14 protein-coding genes and 3 tRNA genes are annotated in these 17,394 nt (G+C 41.7%); all 17 read right to left on the minus strand.

Annotated features, from left to right (window positions below; all coding sequences use genetic code 11):
- Positions 1 to 98: 98 nt before the first annotated feature.
- Positions 99 to 2,072, minus strand: coding sequence for a PTS fructose transporter subunit IIABC (locus tag IYQ92_RS02565; RefSeq protein ID WP_195675197.1), 1,974 nt, complete (start codon positions 2,070 to 2,072; stop codon positions 99 to 101).
- A complete protein-coding gene (pfkB, locus tag IYQ92_RS02570) occupies positions 2,069 to 2,980 on the minus strand; it encodes a 1-phosphofructokinase (protein WP_195675198.1) in 912 nt (303 codons plus the stop codon). Before pfkB ends, IYQ92_RS02565 begins: the two co-directional genes overlap by 4 nt.
- Complete coding sequence (locus IYQ92_RS02575; protein WP_195675199.1) at positions 2,977 to 3,720, minus strand: DeoR/GlpR family DNA-binding transcription regulator; 744 nt, start codon at positions 3,718 to 3,720, stop codon at positions 2,977 to 2,979. Before IYQ92_RS02575 ends, pfkB begins: the two co-directional genes overlap by 4 nt.
- A gap of 161 nt (positions 3,721 to 3,881) precedes the next feature.
- Entirely contained in the window at positions 3,882 to 4,583 is a 702-nt protein-coding gene (locus IYQ92_RS02580) for a GNAT family N-acetyltransferase (RefSeq protein ID WP_195675200.1), read from the minus strand.
- A gap of 11 nt (positions 4,584 to 4,594) precedes the next feature.
- Complete coding sequence (locus IYQ92_RS02585) at positions 4,595 to 5,593, minus strand: NAD(P)/FAD-dependent oxidoreductase (RefSeq protein ID WP_195675201.1); 999 nt, start codon at positions 5,591 to 5,593, stop codon at positions 4,595 to 4,597.
- Positions 5,586 to 6,317 carry a tRNA (guanosine(37)-N1)-methyltransferase TrmD gene (gene trmD, locus IYQ92_RS02590; protein WP_195675202.1) on the minus strand — a complete coding sequence of 244 codons (732 nt, stop codon included), beginning with the start codon at positions 6,315 to 6,317 and terminating at the stop codon, positions 5,586 to 5,588. Before trmD ends, IYQ92_RS02585 begins: the two co-directional genes overlap by 8 nt.
- A complete protein-coding gene (rimM, locus tag IYQ92_RS02595; protein WP_195675203.1) occupies positions 6,307 to 6,825 on the minus strand; it encodes a ribosome maturation factor RimM in 519 nt (172 codons plus the stop codon). The genes trmD and rimM overlap by 11 nt, the downstream gene beginning before the upstream one ends.
- A 58-nt stretch (positions 6,826 to 6,883) precedes the next feature.
- Positions 6,884 to 6,955 (minus strand) — tRNA-Glu (locus tag IYQ92_RS02600).
- 39 nt (positions 6,956 to 6,994) lie between these two features.
- Positions 6,995 to 7,066, minus strand: a tRNA-Glu gene (locus IYQ92_RS02605).
- A 26-nt stretch (positions 7,067 to 7,092) separates the two neighbouring features.
- Positions 7,093 to 7,164 (minus strand) — tRNA-Gln (locus tag IYQ92_RS02610).
- Positions 7,165 to 7,357: 193 nt separating this feature from the next.
- Complete coding sequence (locus tag IYQ92_RS02615) at positions 7,358 to 9,964, minus strand: cation-translocating P-type ATPase (RefSeq protein ID WP_195675204.1); 2,607 nt, start codon at positions 9,962 to 9,964, stop codon at positions 7,358 to 7,360.
- Positions 9,965 to 10,192: 228 nt separating this feature from the next.
- Positions 10,193 to 10,435 carry a KH domain-containing protein gene (locus IYQ92_RS02620; protein WP_195675205.1) on the minus strand — a complete coding sequence of 81 codons (243 nt, stop codon included), beginning with the start codon at positions 10,433 to 10,435 and terminating at the stop codon, positions 10,193 to 10,195.
- A gap of 9 nt (positions 10,436 to 10,444) precedes the next feature.
- Positions 10,445 to 10,717: a 30S ribosomal protein S16 gene (rpsP, locus tag IYQ92_RS02625; protein WP_195675206.1), complete on the minus strand. Its 273-nt coding sequence runs from the start codon at positions 10,715 to 10,717 to the stop codon at positions 10,445 to 10,447.
- Positions 10,718 to 10,848: 131 nt separating this feature from the next.
- The gene (locus tag IYQ92_RS02630) at positions 10,849 to 12,093 is read right to left on the minus strand and encodes an ABC transporter permease (RefSeq protein WP_195675207.1); all 1,245 of its coding nucleotides are present in this window, start codon (positions 12,091 to 12,093) and stop codon (positions 10,849 to 10,851) included.
- A gap of 10 nt (positions 12,094 to 12,103) precedes the next feature.
- On the minus strand, positions 12,104 to 12,814 hold the full coding sequence (locus IYQ92_RS02635) for an ABC transporter ATP-binding protein (RefSeq protein ID WP_195675208.1): 711 nt from the start codon (positions 12,812 to 12,814) through the stop codon (positions 12,104 to 12,106).
- 12 nt (positions 12,815 to 12,826) lie between these two features.
- Complete coding sequence (locus tag IYQ92_RS02640; RefSeq protein WP_195675209.1) at positions 12,827 to 14,017, minus strand: efflux RND transporter periplasmic adaptor subunit; 1,191 nt, start codon at positions 14,015 to 14,017, stop codon at positions 12,827 to 12,829.
- Positions 14,018 to 14,207: 190 nt separating this feature from the next.
- Positions 14,208 to 17,387 carry a carbamoyl-phosphate synthase large subunit gene (gene carB, locus IYQ92_RS02645; RefSeq protein ID WP_195675210.1) on the minus strand — a complete coding sequence of 1,060 codons (3,180 nt, stop codon included), beginning with the start codon at positions 17,385 to 17,387 and terminating at the stop codon, positions 14,208 to 14,210.
- Positions 17,388 to 17,394: the final 7 nt, after the last annotated feature.

A 17,394-nucleotide genomic window follows, 5' to 3' on the forward strand; every position in this document is an offset into this window, starting at 1 on the left:
TCCATCAGTCATTAAAAATTTACATTTATTATAACATAATTAGCAAGAGACAAAAAAGCCAAAGTCCGCAGACCTTGGTTTCAAATTCTGTTATTAGCTTATTTAGCTTTACGAAGGGCACCGTACAAGATACCTGATACAATTGCTCCGATAAGAACGAAAACGATGTATAGAAGTGGGTTACTTGTAAGGGCGATAACGAAGATACCACCGTGAGGAGCCATCAATTTAATGCCCGCCAAACCAACGAGAGCACCTGCAAGAGCAGAACCTGCCACGAAGCTTGGAATAGCGCGCGCTGGGTCAGCAGCGGCAAATGGAATCGCACCTTCAGTGATGAATGAGAGACCCATGATAATATTTGTCAAACCTGAGTTACGTTCTTCTTCAGAGAATTTATTCTTGAACAAGAGTGTTGCAACGAAGATTGCAAGTGGTGGAACCATACCACCAGCCATAACAGCAGCCATAACAACTGAACCACCATCAGCTACGGTTGCAGCAAGAGTACCTGTACCAAAAACATAAGCTGCTTTGTTGAAAGGTCCACCCATATCGATAGCCATCATACCACCGAGGATAAGTCCCATAAGAACAGCAGAGCTACCTGACAATCCTTCAAGGAAGTTATTTAAACCAGTATTGATAGCAGCCATTGGAATGTTGACAAAGAGCATCAAAAATCCTGTCACCAATACACCAAGTAATGGGTAAAGAAGGATAGATTTGATACCTTCAAGTGAACGAGGAAGACCATTAAGGACTTTCTTAATCACAAGAATCACACCACCAGCAAGGAAACCACCTACAAGAGCTCCAAGGAAACCTGAAGGGATACCAGCAAGGGCAAGAGATGCTTTACCACCAGCTGCAAATGGAACTTTACCCCAAGCAAGACCACTTGATGCGATAGAACCAGCAACGAAACCTGCTACCAAACCTGGTTTTTCAGCGATTGAATAAGCGATGTAACCAGCAAGCACTGGAAGCATGAAGTTAAAGGCAACACCACCGATATTTTTGAAAAGTGATGCAATTTCGTGGTAAGTACCAAGGTTAGACAATTGATCTTTGGGCACACCCATAGCATTATCAATCAAGAAGGCAAGGGCAATCATAATACCGCCACCGATAACGAATGGAAGCATTTGAGAAACACCGCTCATCAAGTGTTTGTAGAAGGCAGCACCAAGACCTGATTTTTCAGATGAGGTAGTAGCTGCATTACCAGCGTTAGCTGCGTGGAAGACTTCAGCCTTACCATCAAGAATATTTTGAATCAATTCTTTTGGTTGACGAATACCAGCTGCAACTGGTTTAGAAATCAATTTTTTACCATCAAAACGGTCTGTTTCAACAGCCTTGTCAGCGGCAACGATAACACCAACTGCTTTTGAGATTTCTTCAGCAGTCAAGCGATTACCGACACCAGAAGCTCCGTTGGTTTCAACACGAACGTTGACACCCATTTCTTCACCTTGTTTGATGAGAGCTTCTTCTGCCATGTAAGTGTGGGCAATACCTGTTGTACATGCTGTTACAGCAACGATAAGTGGTTTGTCAGATGACGCCGCAGCTTTAACAGCTTCTTGTTTCTTAGCTTCTTCTGCAGCTGCTTCATCAGAGACAGCGTCAAAAGCTGCAATCACTTGGTCAGGTGATGTTGCTTGACGCAATTGTTCAGCAAAACCTGGTTTCAAGAGGTATTTAGACAATTCTGCTAGCGCAGCCAAGTGAGTATCGTTGGCGCCGTCTGGCGCAGCAATCATAAAGAACAAGTTGGTAGGTTGACCATCAAGTGCTTCATAATCAAGACCGTTAGCTGATTTAGCAAACAATACAGTAGCATCTTTAACCGCAGCATTTTTGCTGTGTGGCATCGCGATACCTTCGCCAAGACCTGTTGATGTTTGCGCTTCACGGTTCATGATTCCTGCTTTGAAAGTGTCGAAATCAGTTACAATCCCCTTGTCCACAAGATTTGTGATCATTTCATCGATAGCAGCTTCTTTAGAAGTTGCCTTCAAATCCATAATCATGACTTCTTTTTTAAGCAAGTCCTGAATTTTCATAGTTTTTCTACCTCTACTTTTTTATAAGTTTCTTTAATAAAATCAGCTGTCGCCAAGTCATCAGAGAAGGTTGTAGCTGTGCCACATGCCACTCCCCATTTGAGAGCTTCAACTGGGTCACCAGATTTCACGTATTCACCAGTGAAACCGGCTACCATTGAATCGCCTGCGCCCACAGAATTTTTAACAGTTCCTTTGATTGGTTTAGCAAAGTATGCAGCTTCTGGAGTGACAAGTAAAGCACCGTCACCAGCCATTGAGATGATAACGTTTTTAGCACCTTTAGCAAGAATCTCACGCGCATATTTTTCAATATCAGCTAGTCCATTCAACTCAACACCGAAGATAGCTGCCAACTCATGATTATTTGGTTTAACCAAAAGTGGTTGATGGTCCAAGCTGTCTAGGAGGGTTTGACCTTCAAAGTCGCAAATGACTTCAGCGCCAGCTTTTTTTGCCAAAGGAATCAACGTATTGTAAACCTTGTTTCCAAGATTAGCCGGAGCAGACCCTGCGAAAACAACAGTATCATCTGCTGTCAAGCTAGCGAGAATAGTCTCAAGTTCAGCCAACTGTTCATCTGTAATCGTTGGACCTGCACCATTAATTTCAGTTTCTTCACCAGCCTTGATTTTAACGTTGATACGTGTATCTTCGTTAACTGACACAAAGTTGGTAGTAATACCTTCCTCAACAAGCCCCTCTTCCACAAAACGTCCTGTAAAGCCACCAATAAAACCAGTTGCTGTGTTATCAATGTCAAGACGTTTTAGCACACGACTAACATTAATCCCTTTACCACCAGCAAACTTATCGTCGCTATCCATACGATTGACACTACCAAGTGCCAAATGGTCCAAGCGAACGATGAAGTCGATGGATGGATTCAGCGTTACCGTATAAATCATACCTCAATCACCTTCGTTTTTCTTTTTATTTTTTGCAATAGGCTGGCGCTAGATCGAGTGGTCACTAAGGTAGCCCTTTCAATTGGCACCACCTTTGCAAATGCAACCTGACCGATTTTGGAAGAATCTGCCAAGACAATCGTCTGCCTGCTGTTATCAATGATAGCTTTTTTGATGGCCGCCTCCTCCAAATCTGGAGTGGTCAAATAAGCTTCATCAATTCCATTCATCCCGATAAAAGCCTTATCAACTGTCATCTGCTTAATCTGATTTAAAGCAATCTGACCGATACTTGCATCCGTCGAGTGCTTAACAAAACCACCGATAACAATCGTCTTAATATTACGATCAACCAACTTGGTAGCATGGTGAATAGAATTAGTCACAACAGTCAAATTACTCTGATTCAGATGCTCCAGCAATAATTCTGTCGTTGTCCCCGCATCAATGAAAATAACTTCATTTGACCCAATCAAGTCGGCAGCAACTTGTGCTATCGCTGACTTTTCTTGAATGTTTTTGATAGCTTTTTCTTGATTGCTCAATTCCTCCTGCAAAGAGTGAGTTAGTTCTGCCCCACCATGAACACGGCGAAGTTTTCCTTCTTCTTCTAGCTCATCCAAATCTCGTCTAACCGTTGATTCAGAAATCTCTAGCTCAGTCACCAAACTGTCCAAAGTAACAAATTGACTTTCGTCAAGTTTTGACATAATCACTTGTTTTCGCTCTGATTTTAGCATGGCTACCTCCTTTTCTGCAAACGTTTACGCAATCTATTATAGCCCATTTTCTATCATTGTCAAGCATAATCTATCAAAAACTTTCAAAATCTATCTTTTTAGTATTTTTGCAAGCTAAAAGACCTCCGTTTTTCAACGAAAGCCTCTTATCATTAATTTTCTTATCTAAAATCTGATAAAGATTTCAATTGCCTACCTTCTGCGGTAAAATTATCTGCGGATAACCAAGACTCCAAGGCAAGCTTGTTAGCCGGCCATTCTTTATCTAAAATCGAATGCCAATCTGTATCACGAGTACGACCTTTATAAATTGTTGCTTGTCGGAAAGTTCCTTCAAAGGTGAACCCCAGTCTTAGGGCTGCATTATGAGAACGCGTGTTGAGATGGTCGCATTTCCATTCATAACGTCGATAATTAAGAACTTCAAAGACGTACTTCATGACTAGATATTGTGCTTCCGTAGCGATACGACTTTTCTGCAATAAGCAAGAATAGATAACCCAGCCCATTTCAATCGAACGAGCGGATTGGTTGATTCGCATGAGAGAAAAGATTCCAAGCGCCCTTTGGCTGACCTTATCCTTAATGACAAGGTAATAGGGGTCCTCCGAAACCTCCCATGCTCTTAACAAGGTTGAAAGCTCCTCACGACTCATATTCCCCTCTAAAGAAAGATAAGTCCAATCCTCAGGAAGAGCATTAGGACCGTCACCGAAAAAGTCAAAAAGGTCTTCAAAATGTTTAGCAACATCCAATTTTTCAACTTGGCAATAAACGCCTTCTAGCAAGTCAATGCTAGGTTTATCTCCAAGAAAATCGTCAACTGGTTCTCCGATAATTTGTCCAAATAGATTAGTAGGCATGGCAATTCTCCTTATTCAGTAATAAGAGATGTTGAATGAACAAAGCGATTATCGCGGTCTGGATAAGCATAGTGCATAGCTTGCGCGACAGCAATCGGTGCTTCACCAAAACCAGTCGCAATCAAATCAACCTTGCCATCATATTCAGCTGCATCACCGATAGCATAAACTCCTTCAAGACTTGTTTCGAATTTAGGAGAAACATTGATGCTTGAACGTTTGTAGTCAATATTCCAGTTTTTGAGATTTTTATTATTAGTAGAGAAACCAAAGCTGACAATTAGGGCATCCAAAGGCAATTTAATCGTTTCTTCCTCCTTAACCTTTTGAATGGTCAAACTTGTTGCCAAACCATTTTCGCCCTTAAGTTCAAGAGGCACATAAGGCGTCAAAATATTAACCCCAGAAGCCTTCAAAACTTCAACGCTATGTTCGTGAGCACGAAAAGCATCGCGGCGGTGAACCAGCGTTACTGATTTAGCCAAGCCATCCAAGGCATTGGCCCAATCCACAGCGGAATCACCACCACCACAGATAACCACATCCTTGCCAGCAAATTGGTCTAATTTATGAACATTATAGAAAAGATTCTTATCTGCAAATTCAGCTTCATTGTCCAAGCCAAGTGGACGCGGAGCAAAGGCACCATTTCCGCAAGCAATCACGATTGAGCGTGACAAATGTTCACCCTTAGTTGTCTTGATATGGAAGATACCGTTCACCTTTTCAAAAGAGAGCACTTCTTCTTTCAAACAAATTTCTGTAGTATCCTCAAAACGCTTCAATTGTTCAAGTTGTTGCTCAACCAATTCAGCACCCGTAATTACTGGGAAAGCCGGAATATCATAAATCTTCTTTTCCGGATATAAAACGGTCGGTTGACCGCCAAGTTCCGACAAACTTTCAATTACCTTAACAGTTGCACCACGCAAACCAGCATAAAAGGCAGCCCAAAGTCCAACAGGCCCACCACCAACAATAGTAATATCGACAATATTAGTTTCAGTCATTATTTTCTTCCTTTTCAACTTTTATTGTTCGGAGCATCTCAGCCTCTTCGTCCGATAAGTCGTAGTCATTGAACAGGTCAGGACGACGCTCCAAGGTCTTGCGCAAGCTTTGCTCCAACCGCCACTTGCGAATATTTTCATGATGCCCACTCATGAGCACATCAGGCACCTTCATGCCACGATAGTCGTAAGGACGCGTATATTGGGGATATTCTAGAAGCCCAGATGAGAAAGAGTCATCTTGATGACTAGCTTCCTTGCCTAGCACTTCTGGAATCAGGCGCACCGTCGCATCCACCATAGTCATGGCAGCAAGTTCCCCCCCCGTCAATACAAAATCCCCGAGAGAGACTTCGTCTGTCACCAAAGTCTTGATCCGCTCATCATATCCTTCATAGTGACCGCAAATGAAAATCAATTCATCCTCCTGAGCCAATTCTTCAGCAAAGCTTTGGTCAAAAGTACGACCAGCTGGATCCAACAAAATCACACGTGGGTTTTTAGCATCAATTTTATCAATGGTGTCAAAAATCGGCTGTGCACGAAGCAGCATACCCTGCCCCCCGCCGTAAGGTTCATCATCTACATGACGCGCTTTTTCAGCATTTTCTCGAAAGTTATGGTAATTGATTTCGAGCAAGCCTTTTTCTTGTGCCTTCCCGACAATTGAGTGCTCAAGTGGCGCAAACATTTCTGGAAAGAGCGTTAAGATATCAATCTTCATCGTCAAGACCTTCCATCAACTCCACTTGAATACGCCCATTTTCCACATCAACATCTAAAACAACTGGTGGAATATAAGGGAGCAAGAGGTCACGCTTCCCTTTTCGTTTGACAACCCAAACATCATTAGCACCAGGTTGTAGGATTTCTTTGACCTGACCAATCAGCTCATCTCCCTCATAAACATCAAGACCGATGATTTCATGGTAATAAAATTCGCCATCTTCAAGATCAGTTAGATTTTCTTCCGCTACTTTCAGAGAAAAACCTTTGTATTTTTCAATATCGTTGATATGATACATACCCTTAAATTTGATAATATCAAAATTCTTCTGCTTACGATGGCTTGCAATCTCAACATCCATCACAAATCGGTCTTTATCATCAAACAAGGCAAGAGTCTTTCCTTTTTTGAATCGATCTTCTGTAAAGTCACTGACAGAAAGCACGCGCATTTCCCCTTGCAACCCTTGCGTATTTACAATTTTACCAACGTTAAAGTATTCCATAACGCCCCCATCATTCAAAATAATAAAAAAACCAGCCGCTCACTGCAACTGGCCACGATAGTCCGTACGGGATTCGAACCCGTGTTACCGCCGTGAAAAGGCGGTGTCTTAACCCCTTGACCAACGGACCATGTGAAATATAAAATTGATGAGAAGACTAACTTCTCAATAGTCCGTACGGGATTCGAACCCGTGTTACCGCCGTGAAAAGGCGGTGTCTTAACCCCTTGACCAACGGACCATGACACAAAATTTATCTAACTTTGACTGGGGTAGCTGGATTCGAACCAACGCATGAGGGAGTCAAAGTCCCTTGCCTTACCGCTTGGCTATACCCCAAAAGACAACTACTAGTATATCGAAAATAGGAGTCACTGTCAACCTATTTTCTGAAAAAATTAGAAAGAAATATTCCCATAATTTTGGGCTAATTATTTGACAAAACTAACTAAAACAAACTAAAAGGATTGAGCTCCGCATTATACAGCAGAGCTCAATCCTTCAACTAAATAACATTCGCAACTTTGTCTTATTATTTGCTGTAACGAATCATTTTAATGGCTTGAACAACCAATGTAGGAGCAAACGCTAGGCCTAAAATTGTCAAAATTTGACTTAGTGATAGACTTACAACACCGAACATGCCACCGATGGCTGGAACAAAGACAATAAGAGCAACAAGAGCAAGACCAACCAAGAATGCATAGACAGTATTCTTATTAGAGAAAACACCAATTTTACTTAATGGAAGGTCACTACGACAACTGAATCCATGGAAAAGACGTCCAAGACAGAGCACCAAGAATGCATAGGTTGTTGCGTAGCCCTTACCAGTATTAACACCGATGAGATAAGCAACCATAACGGCGATGGCAATAAGAATTGCTTCGCTAATAACTTCTTTGAAGGTCTTGGCTGTGAGAATAGATTCATTTGGATCACGTGGCGCATCATCAAGAACAGCTTCCGTTCCTTCCTCCATACCGATGGCAATGGCTGGAAGTGAATCCGTCACCAAGTTGATGAAGAGCAACTGAATCGCTAAGAAAGGCACGACAAACTTACTATCAAAGAAAGCCATAAAGGTTGTTAGAATAACTACGATAATAGCTGAGCTATTACCAGTCAAAAGATACTTGATGGCATTCTTAATGTTAGCAAATAGGTTACGTCCAACAGTAACTGCTTTAATGATAGTTGCAAAGTTGTCATCCGTCAAAATCATGTCTGAAGCGTCTTTTGAAACCTCTGAACCAGTAATCCCCATAGCGATACCGATATCAGCTTGTTTAAGGGCTGGCGCATCGTTGACACCATCACCGGACATCCCAACGACCTTACCTTTGGCTTGCCAAGCGTTGACAATACGAATTTTATGCTCAGGCGCAACACGCGCATAAACTGAAATCTTCTCAAGATCGCGTGCCAATTCTTCGTCGGACATTTTTTCAAGAGTAGCCCCGTCAAGAACCATATCACCTTCTTGGAAAATACCAATCTTACGGGCGATAGAACGACCAGTCACGACATGGTCACCTGTAATCATAATCGGTTTGATACCGGCACGGATAGCCTTAGCAACTGCTTCTTTTGATTCTTCACGCGGTGGGTCAATCATCGACGTCAACCCAACGAAAGTCAAATGATCCTCATGTTTAAAATCAAGTTCATCATCGTCAAAATAACGGAAGGCGTAGCCAAGTACGCGAAGTCCTTCTTCAGCAAACTTATTATTTTGATTAAGGATATTAACCTGGTCATCAGATGTGATTTCGCGAACCTCACCATTAATCAAGATGTGAGTTGTCTGGCGAAGCAATTCATCCGTTGCACCTTTGACAAGGAGGACACGGTGTCCATCAATATCATGAAGAGTTGACATGTATTTACGGACAGAGTCGAATGGTAATTCGGCAACACGTGGGTATTTTTCACGATGATTTTGTTCGGTAATATCGTACTTACGACCTAGTTCAATCAACGCAAGCTCCGTTGGGTCACCAACTTTTTGATCACCATTGATAAACGAATCATTAGTCAAAACCATAGTGTTCATCAAGAATTGAGCTGCTTTGTCAGTCAAATCAAGCTGGTCAGGTTTTACCAATGTTTCGTTGAGGTAAATGTCATTGACCGTCATCTTATTTTGAGTCAACGTTCCTGTCTTATCTGAGGCAATCACTGAGACTGAACCCAAAGTTTCAACAGAATTAAGACTCTTCATAATGGCATTTTCTTTAGCCAATTTTTGAGAACCGAGAGATTCCACGATCGTAATAATAGAAGCTAGCGCTTCTGGAACCGCTGCTACTGCAAGGGCAATTGCAAACATGGCCGCTGACATGAAATTCCCAGAATTCCAATAAACCAAACCGAAGACAATCACACAGATAATCATGATTCCCATTGACAAATGTTTTGAAAATTCGTCAATAGAACGTTGAAGGGGTGATTTACAGCTAGTAGCTCCCTTGATTAGTGATGAAATCTTACCGATTTCAGTATTTTCACCGATGTCTGTGACAATAGCAGAGCCATTACCATAAGTAACTTGAGAACTAGTGAAGACCATATTGGTCTGGTCACCGATAACCACTTCTCCTGCAATCGGGTCAACCGTCTTATCAACCGCATGGCTTTCACCTGTCAGAGCTGATTCGTTAACCTGAAGCGAACGCGCATCAACAATACGAGCGTCAGCGACAATCATATCACCTGCTTCAAAGACAACCAAGTCACCAATAGTCACATCCGTAGAATCAATTTCTTGCTTCTGACCGTCACGAATAACCTTGACCTTAGGGACAGACAAAGACTTCAAAGAATCAACTGATTTTTGTGCATTGAGCGTCTGAGTGGTACCCAAAATCGCATTCAAAATCAATACCGCAATAATAACAATCGTTGACTCTAAATCACCAGTCGCACCAGAAATCAAGGCTGCAATAATCAAAATAATGACAATCAAATCCTTGAATTGGTCAATAAAAATTTGCAATGCACTAGGTCGATCAGCTTCCTTGAGCTCATTAGCCCCGTAGCGCTCTTTGCGTTTAGCTGCTTCTTGCGACGACAATCCGTTCAAGGAAGTATTCAACTCTTCCATTGTCTCATCAGAAGACTTTCGATAAAAAGACATAGCATCCTCCTTCTGGTCTCTTTTGCAACAAAAAAGAGACCTGTTTTACTAAAACAAGTCTCGCTATTTCATATATTGCCGGAAATTTCTTTCGTATTGACGACAATATCACGAACCTAGTTCGCTAGCTACTCCCTCGAATTACCACTATTATAGCATAAATGGGGAAAAATTCAAATGAGAACGTTTTAGAAAAATGTAAAAAGACCGAACCGAAGTTCAGTCTCTCTAGTTTTCCTCATCAATAACGAGTCGAACCTTTTTACCTTGCGTTGGTACCGAATAGACAATCGATCTTATGGCTGTGATTGTGCGACCTTTTTTTCCGATTACACGACCGATGTCTTGAGCATCCAAATTAAGATGATACTCCAAAAATTCAGAACCATCTTTAATTTTAATCGTTAAGTGATCAGGTTGTGAAATCAAAGGTTTCACAATAGCGATAATGAGATTTTCAATGGTATCCATAGGCTTTTATTATTTCGAGAATTTTTGGTCGTGGAATTTAGCCATAACACCAGCTTTTGAAAGGATGTTACGAACTGTATCTGAAGGCTGTGCACCTTTAGACAACCATTCAAGAACACGTTCTTCTTTAAGTGTTACTTGGTTTTCAGCTACAAGTGGATTGTAAGTTCCAACTGTTTCGATGAAACGACCATCACGTGGTGCACGTGAATCTGCAACGTTAATACGGTAGAAAGGTTTTTTCTTAGAACCCATACGAGTCAAACGGATTTTTACTGCCATTTTGTAAAGTCTCTTTTCTGTTTTTTAATTATTTTTTGGTGGTCAATAGTTGAGCTAGTAACCTTACCTTAATTATTATAGCATAAAAAAACAGAGTGTCAAGAAAAAAACTTGACACCGTTAAAATTATTTTATTCATATCGCAAAGCATCAATTGGATTTAATTTACTTGCTTTATTAGCTGGTAATAAGCCAAATAGAATACCAATGACCGCTGAAAAAATTAGGCTAGAAATAGCGACATTCAAAGACACCGTAGGTGTGATTTGTGTTTGTACCTTAGCAATAATGGCTGAACTAGCATAGGCTAGAACAATCCCAATTAAACCACCAATGATAGTCAAAACCATCGATTCAATCAAAAATTGTGCTAAAATCTTTCGCCGGGTAGCTCCGAGTGCCTTACGCAGACCAATTTCACGCGTCCGCTCTGTCACAGATACCAGCATGATATTCATGACCCCAATGCCGCCAACCAGGAGTGAAATAGCAGCAATAGCTCCAATCACTCCAGTCATTATAGCAACTTGGCTATTGACTGATTTGATGATTGAGGTCATATCATAACTCGCGTAGAAACCTTCTTTGACATGACTCATCTGCGTCAGGCGTTTCCCGATTACCTTGCCAAGGCGATTGGATTGCGTGACATCATGGATATTGAAGTACATATTTTGAACTTCCTTGACACCAAATTCCAGCGATAATTGCGTATTTGTCATAATGGCATTACCATCTGTTGGTAAATTATAAACGCTGGTATCTGGGTCTTTGTAAACACCAACGACACGATAAGATTTATCTTTGAGACTGACCACTTGATTTAGAGCATCTTCAGGAGAGCCGAACAATTTATTGGCCAAATTACTATCTAGCATAATAACTCTCGAAAAGGTTGTGTAATCGGTCGTTTCAAAAGGACGACCTGCAAGAATTTTAAACCCTTTTATGCCCAAATAGGTTTTGTTGATACCTGTCACAGTGACCGTTTTAGCTTTTTTCTTCAGATAAGACACTGAAGTGCTGGTCTGATTGGTGACATAGTAGCCATCAACGCCATCTACTTCTTGGCTAATTTGCTCTAGCCAAGATTCCTGAACCTTATCTTCAGAGCTATCACTATCTCCAGTTGACATGAACATCCCACCATCAGCAGCAAGGTCATCTTCCAATTTTTGGTCCGCCTTTGTTTTATAGTAAATCTGCAAATTCTTCTGGGACTTGGTAATATCGGCAACAACCGAATCTTTCATTCCACGACCAAGCGCCATGATTAAAACAACCGAAGCCACACCAATAATAATTCCTAGCATGGTCAAAAAGGCCCGCATTTTATGCCCCATAATTGAGCTTAGGGCAAATTTCCAATTTTCCATTCACATCTCCCTAATCAATTCGGACACTTTCAGTCGTATCAGCCGTAATCTCACCATCACGGATAACAATTTTTCGCGTTGCATAGTCAGCAATCTCTGGCTCATGCGTCACCATAATAATCGTTTTTCCTTCGCGATTAAGTTCCGTCAAAAGCTCCATAATCTGTTCACCAGTCTTGGTATCCAAGGCACCGGTTGGCTCATCAGCCAGAATAATGGATGGATTATTGACCAAGGCTCGCGCTATGGCGACACGCTGTTTCTGACCGCCAGAAAGTTCTGAAGGCAAGTGATGCATTCGCTCATGCAACTCGACTTTTTCTAAAAATTGCTCCGCCAATTTCTTACGTTTTCCTGAAGAAATACCCGCATAAATCAGCGGTAACTCGACATTTTGCAAGGCATTTAGTTTTGACAAGAGAAAAAACTGTTGAAAAACAAAACCAATTTCTTCATTTCTAACTTTGGCAAGCTCCTTCTCGCCCAATTCTTCCACTTGATTGCCATTTAAAAGATAATCCCCATCTGTCGGCGAATCTAGGAGACCAATAATGTTCATCAAGGTTGATTTTCCAGAACCAGAAGGTCCCATGATGGCTAAAAATTCACCTTCGTAAACAGTCAGATCAATCCCCTTCAAAACTTGGAGTTCTTGGTCACCATTCTGATAAGACTTGATAATATGATGCAGGGTCATCAATTCTTTCTTCTCATTAGACATCCGATGTCCCCCTTATTTTGTCGTATCATCAGAGCTTACATTATCCAATTTATCACCGTTTTTAAAGGATTTATCTGGGTTTGAAATGACAATTTGACCCACATTTAAACCTGTCAAAATTTCTTGTGATTTAGCATCTGCTTGACCAAGTGAAACTTCCGTCTTGGTGATTTTTCCAGTTGAATCGTCATAAACCCAAACAAATCGTTTCCCATTTTTCTTTTGCACAGCAGTTGTTGGAACAAGTGCATGTTTTTCCGTCGCCTGCACTTCAACTGAAACAGTGAAACCTTGTTTTAAATCATTCAAAGGACTTGTAAAATCAATTTTGTACTTGTAGGTCGGACTGCTACTTGAACTTTCGCTTGACCCTGAGGTATTTGTCTCTGGATAGTTGGAGATATAGGCAATCTTGCCAGTCCACTCTTGATCAGGGTAAACCTTGGATTTTATTTTAACTTCTTGCCCTACCTTAACATTAGCCAAATCGTATTCACCCAAGGTTCCTTGAACTTGAAGTTGTCCTTCCGTCGCAACATGAACCAAAGTCTGACTCGTTTTTGATGATGGGTCAATTGATGTATTAGTTTCTACCACAGTTCCTGAGACATCACTAACAATAACAGTTGCATTGAGAGCTTGTTGCGCTTTATCGACCTCCGTCTGAGCATTAGCATAGGTGTCATTTAAATCTTGGAGTTGTTGGTTGTAGGAAGCATTGGCTTGCGCTGTCGGAGGGGTTGTTACACTTGTCTCCTGACCAGTCTCCTCATCGGTACTTGTAGTCGTTGTCGGTAAGTTGCCATAAGTTTTCAGATAAGTAATTTGACGTCCAATCTTGTTTAAATTACGGACAGCTGTATCATAACTTGCTTGAGCTGTCGTTGTATCGTACTGCACTAATTGTTGTCCAGCTGTCACCTGGTCTCCTACGTTAACCGTCACCTTGGCATCAGTCCCCTTGCTGGCATCAAAATAGACATACTGCTCCTGATTAGCCTTTAAGCGCCCAGACAAGATTATGGAAGACGCGACATTCCCTTCAATGACATTGACTGACTTGTAACTAGTGACTTCATTTTTTGAACTGTTCTTTTGTTGCAACCATAAACCACCAGCTATAGCTACAAGAGCAAGGGCAGATAAACTACCAATGAGCCATTTTCTTTTGTTAGTCAATTTTCCTTTTTTTCTTTTTGCCATAAATCCATCTCCTTTTTTGTATTGTTTATCTAGAACAAGTGTAACGCTTTCATTTATATTTGTCAAGAAACTTCTTAATCTATCTCTAGTATACCCCATTTCTCAGTCCCCACTCTTACAATGATGTAAGAAAAGAATTATATGAGCCCACATAAAAAAACAGCTATCAAAAGATAGCTGCCTAATTAGATTAAATAGATTGTGTCAAAAAGCTTCTGCTTTCAAGAACGCGAACCATAGCATCCGCTGTATCAAGGGCAGTGAATAGAGGCACACCGTGTTCAATAGCTGAGCTACGAATGGTTGCACCGTCCTCATCAAAGGTACGTTTGGTACCGACAGTATTGATAATCGCCTGAACCTTACCTTGGCGAACTAGAGCTGGAATATCATTGTCATCATTGTCTCCCAACTTATCAACCAAAATTGGATTCAAACCGTGTTCTTTAAAGAATTTGGCGGTTCCTTCTGTCGCTAGAATGCTGTAACCAATATTAGCAAAGCGTTTAGCCAAGCCAAGAGCTTCTTCCTTGGTTTCATCAGCAATGGTGAAAATAACATTACCGAAGGCTGGCAAATGGAAGTAAGTTGCTTCAAAAGCTTTATAGAGTGCTTTTTCAAGCGTCGTATCCGTTCCCATAACTTCACCAGTTGACTTCATTTCAGGACCCAAGAGACTATCGACTTTAGCCAATTTAGTGAATGAGAAGACTGGCGCTTTGACATGGACATTTGGACTTTCAGGATACAAGCCGTCTTCGTAACCTTGTTCTGCCAAGCTTTCGCCCAAAATCAATTTCGTTGCTACTTGTGCCATTGGGATATTAGTTACTTTAGACAAGAATGGTACCGTACGGCTGGCACGCGGGTTAACCTCGATAACGTAAACTGTTTCATCTTTGATGACAAATTGGATGTTCATCATACCGATACAGTTGAGCCCAAGGGCTAAACGTTTGGTATAGTCAGCAATTGTATCTTGAACTTTTTGCGACATCCCTTGCGGTGGGTAAACAGCCATAGAGTCACCTGAGTGAACCCCTGCACGTTCAATATGTTCCATAATACCAGGAATGAGGACATCTTTACCATCTGAAATAGCGTCAACTTCACACTCACGCCCAACGATGTAAGAGTCAACCAAGACTGGATGGTCTGGGCTAGCCTTAACCGCTGTGCGCATGTAAGAACGGAGGTCTTCTTCATTCTCAACGATTTCCATGGCACGACCACCTAAGACATAAGACGGACGGACAAGCACTGGGAAGCCAACCTTACGCGCAGCTTCAACGGCTTCTTCTTCGTTAGTTGCTGTGTGTCCTGGCGGTTGTGGAATATTCAATGCTTTAAGAGCTTGTTCAAAGAGGTCACGGTCTTCGGCACGGTCAAGGTCAGCAACCTGAGTTCCCAAGATTTGAACACCTGCATTTGACAGACTTTCAGCCAAGTTGATAGCTGTTTGACCTCCAAATTGCACCACCACACCTTTTGGTTGTTCCAATTCAATGACGTTCATAACGTCTTCAAAAGTTAGTGGCTCGAAGTAAAGTTTGTCTGACACTGAGAAGTCTGTTGATACTGTCTCAGGATTTGAGTTCATGATGATAGCTTCATAGCCTGCTGCTTGGATAGCTTTAACTGAGTGAACCGTTGCATAATCAAACTCTACCCCTTGTCCGATACGGATTGGGCCAGAGCCAAGTACCATTACAGATTCTTTGTCTGACTTGATAGACTCATTCTCCCATTCGTAGGTAGAGTAGAAGTATGGTGTTGCTGAGTCAAATTCGGCTGCGCAGGTATCGACCATCTTATAGACTGGAACAATCTTATTTTCTAGACGAAAGGCACGCACCTCATCGCTTGTCATATTCCACAGCTCTGCGATTTTACGGTCCGCGAATCCATTTCGTTTAGCCTCTTTCAAAACAGCAGTGTCTTTAATATTTGTAGCGAGAGCTTGCTCAATTTCAAAAATGTGAAGCAATTTATCCAAGAAGAAGATATCAATCTTAGTCAGCTCTGCCAATTCTTCAATGGTATAACCGCGACGGATAGCTTCTGAAAGGTAGAAGAGACGGTCATCTTGCGCTTTGACAATCTTTTCAACAAGGGCGTCGTCAGTCGCTTCAGCCAATTCAGGCATTTCATTGTGGTGAACACCAATTTCAAGAGAACGACAGGCCTTAAGAAGACTTTCCTCGATGTTTCGACCGATAGCCATGACTTCACCAGTAGCCTTCATCTGCGTACCAAGACGACGTTCACCATTCTCAAATTTATCAAATGGGAAACGTGGGATTTTAGCAACCACATAGTCAAGGGCTGGCTCGAACATAGCGTAAGTTGTGCCAGTAACTGGGTTAATCATCTCGTCAAGCGTCAAGCCAACAGCGATTTTGGCAGCTAATTTAGCAATTGGATAACCTGTAGCTTTTGAAGCAAGGGCTGATGAACGAGACACACGTGGGTTTACTTCGATAACATAGTATTTGAAGCTGTGTGGGTCAAGGGCAAGTTGAACGTTACAACCACCTTCGATTTTTAGTGCGCGGATAATTTTAAGACTGGCATCACGCAACATTTGGTTCTCAATATCTGAGAGAGTTTGCGTTGGTGCAAATACGATTGAATCTCCCGTGTGGATACCAACTGGGTCAAAGTTTTCCATGTTACAAACGACAAGGGCATTGTCAGCTGCATCACGCATAACTTCGTATTCAATTTCCTTGAAACCAGCGATTGAGCGTTCAATCAAACATTGAGTAACTGGCGACAGCTTAAGTCCATTTTCAGCAATTTCGCGTAGCTCCTCTTCGTTGGCACACATACCACCACCAGTTCCTCCGAGGGTAAAGGCAGGGCGGACGATGACAGGATAACCGATTGTTTTAGCAAAAGCAACCGCTTCTTCAACTGTATTGACAATTTCAGATTCAGGAATGGGTTGATTAAGCTCTTCCATCAATTGTTTGAAAAGGTCACGGTCTTCGGCTTGGTCAATGGCTGACAATTTTGTCCCTAAAAGTTCAACCCCAAGTTCATCAAGAATACCTGCCTTTGACAATTCCATGGCCATATTGAGACCAGTTTGTCCACCAAGAGTCGGTAGAAGAGCATCTGGACGCTCCTTACGCAAGATACGTTCCACAAACTCAATCGTAATTGGCTCGATGTAAACCTTGTCAGCAATTTCTTTATCCGTCATGATAGTCGCTGGGTTTGAATTGACAAGAACAACACTGTACCCCTCTTCTTTCAAAGCAAGACAGGCCTGTGTCCCCGCATAGTCAAATTCAGCAGCCTGCCCAATAATAATCGGACCAGACCCAATAACCATAATTTTTTTAATATCAGTACGTTTTGGCATATTTTCT

The sequence above is a fragment of the Streptococcus sp. HF-1907 genome, from assembly GCF_015594605.1.
In the GTDB taxonomy this organism is placed as follows: Bacteria; Bacillota; Bacilli; order Lactobacillales; family Streptococcaceae; genus Streptococcus.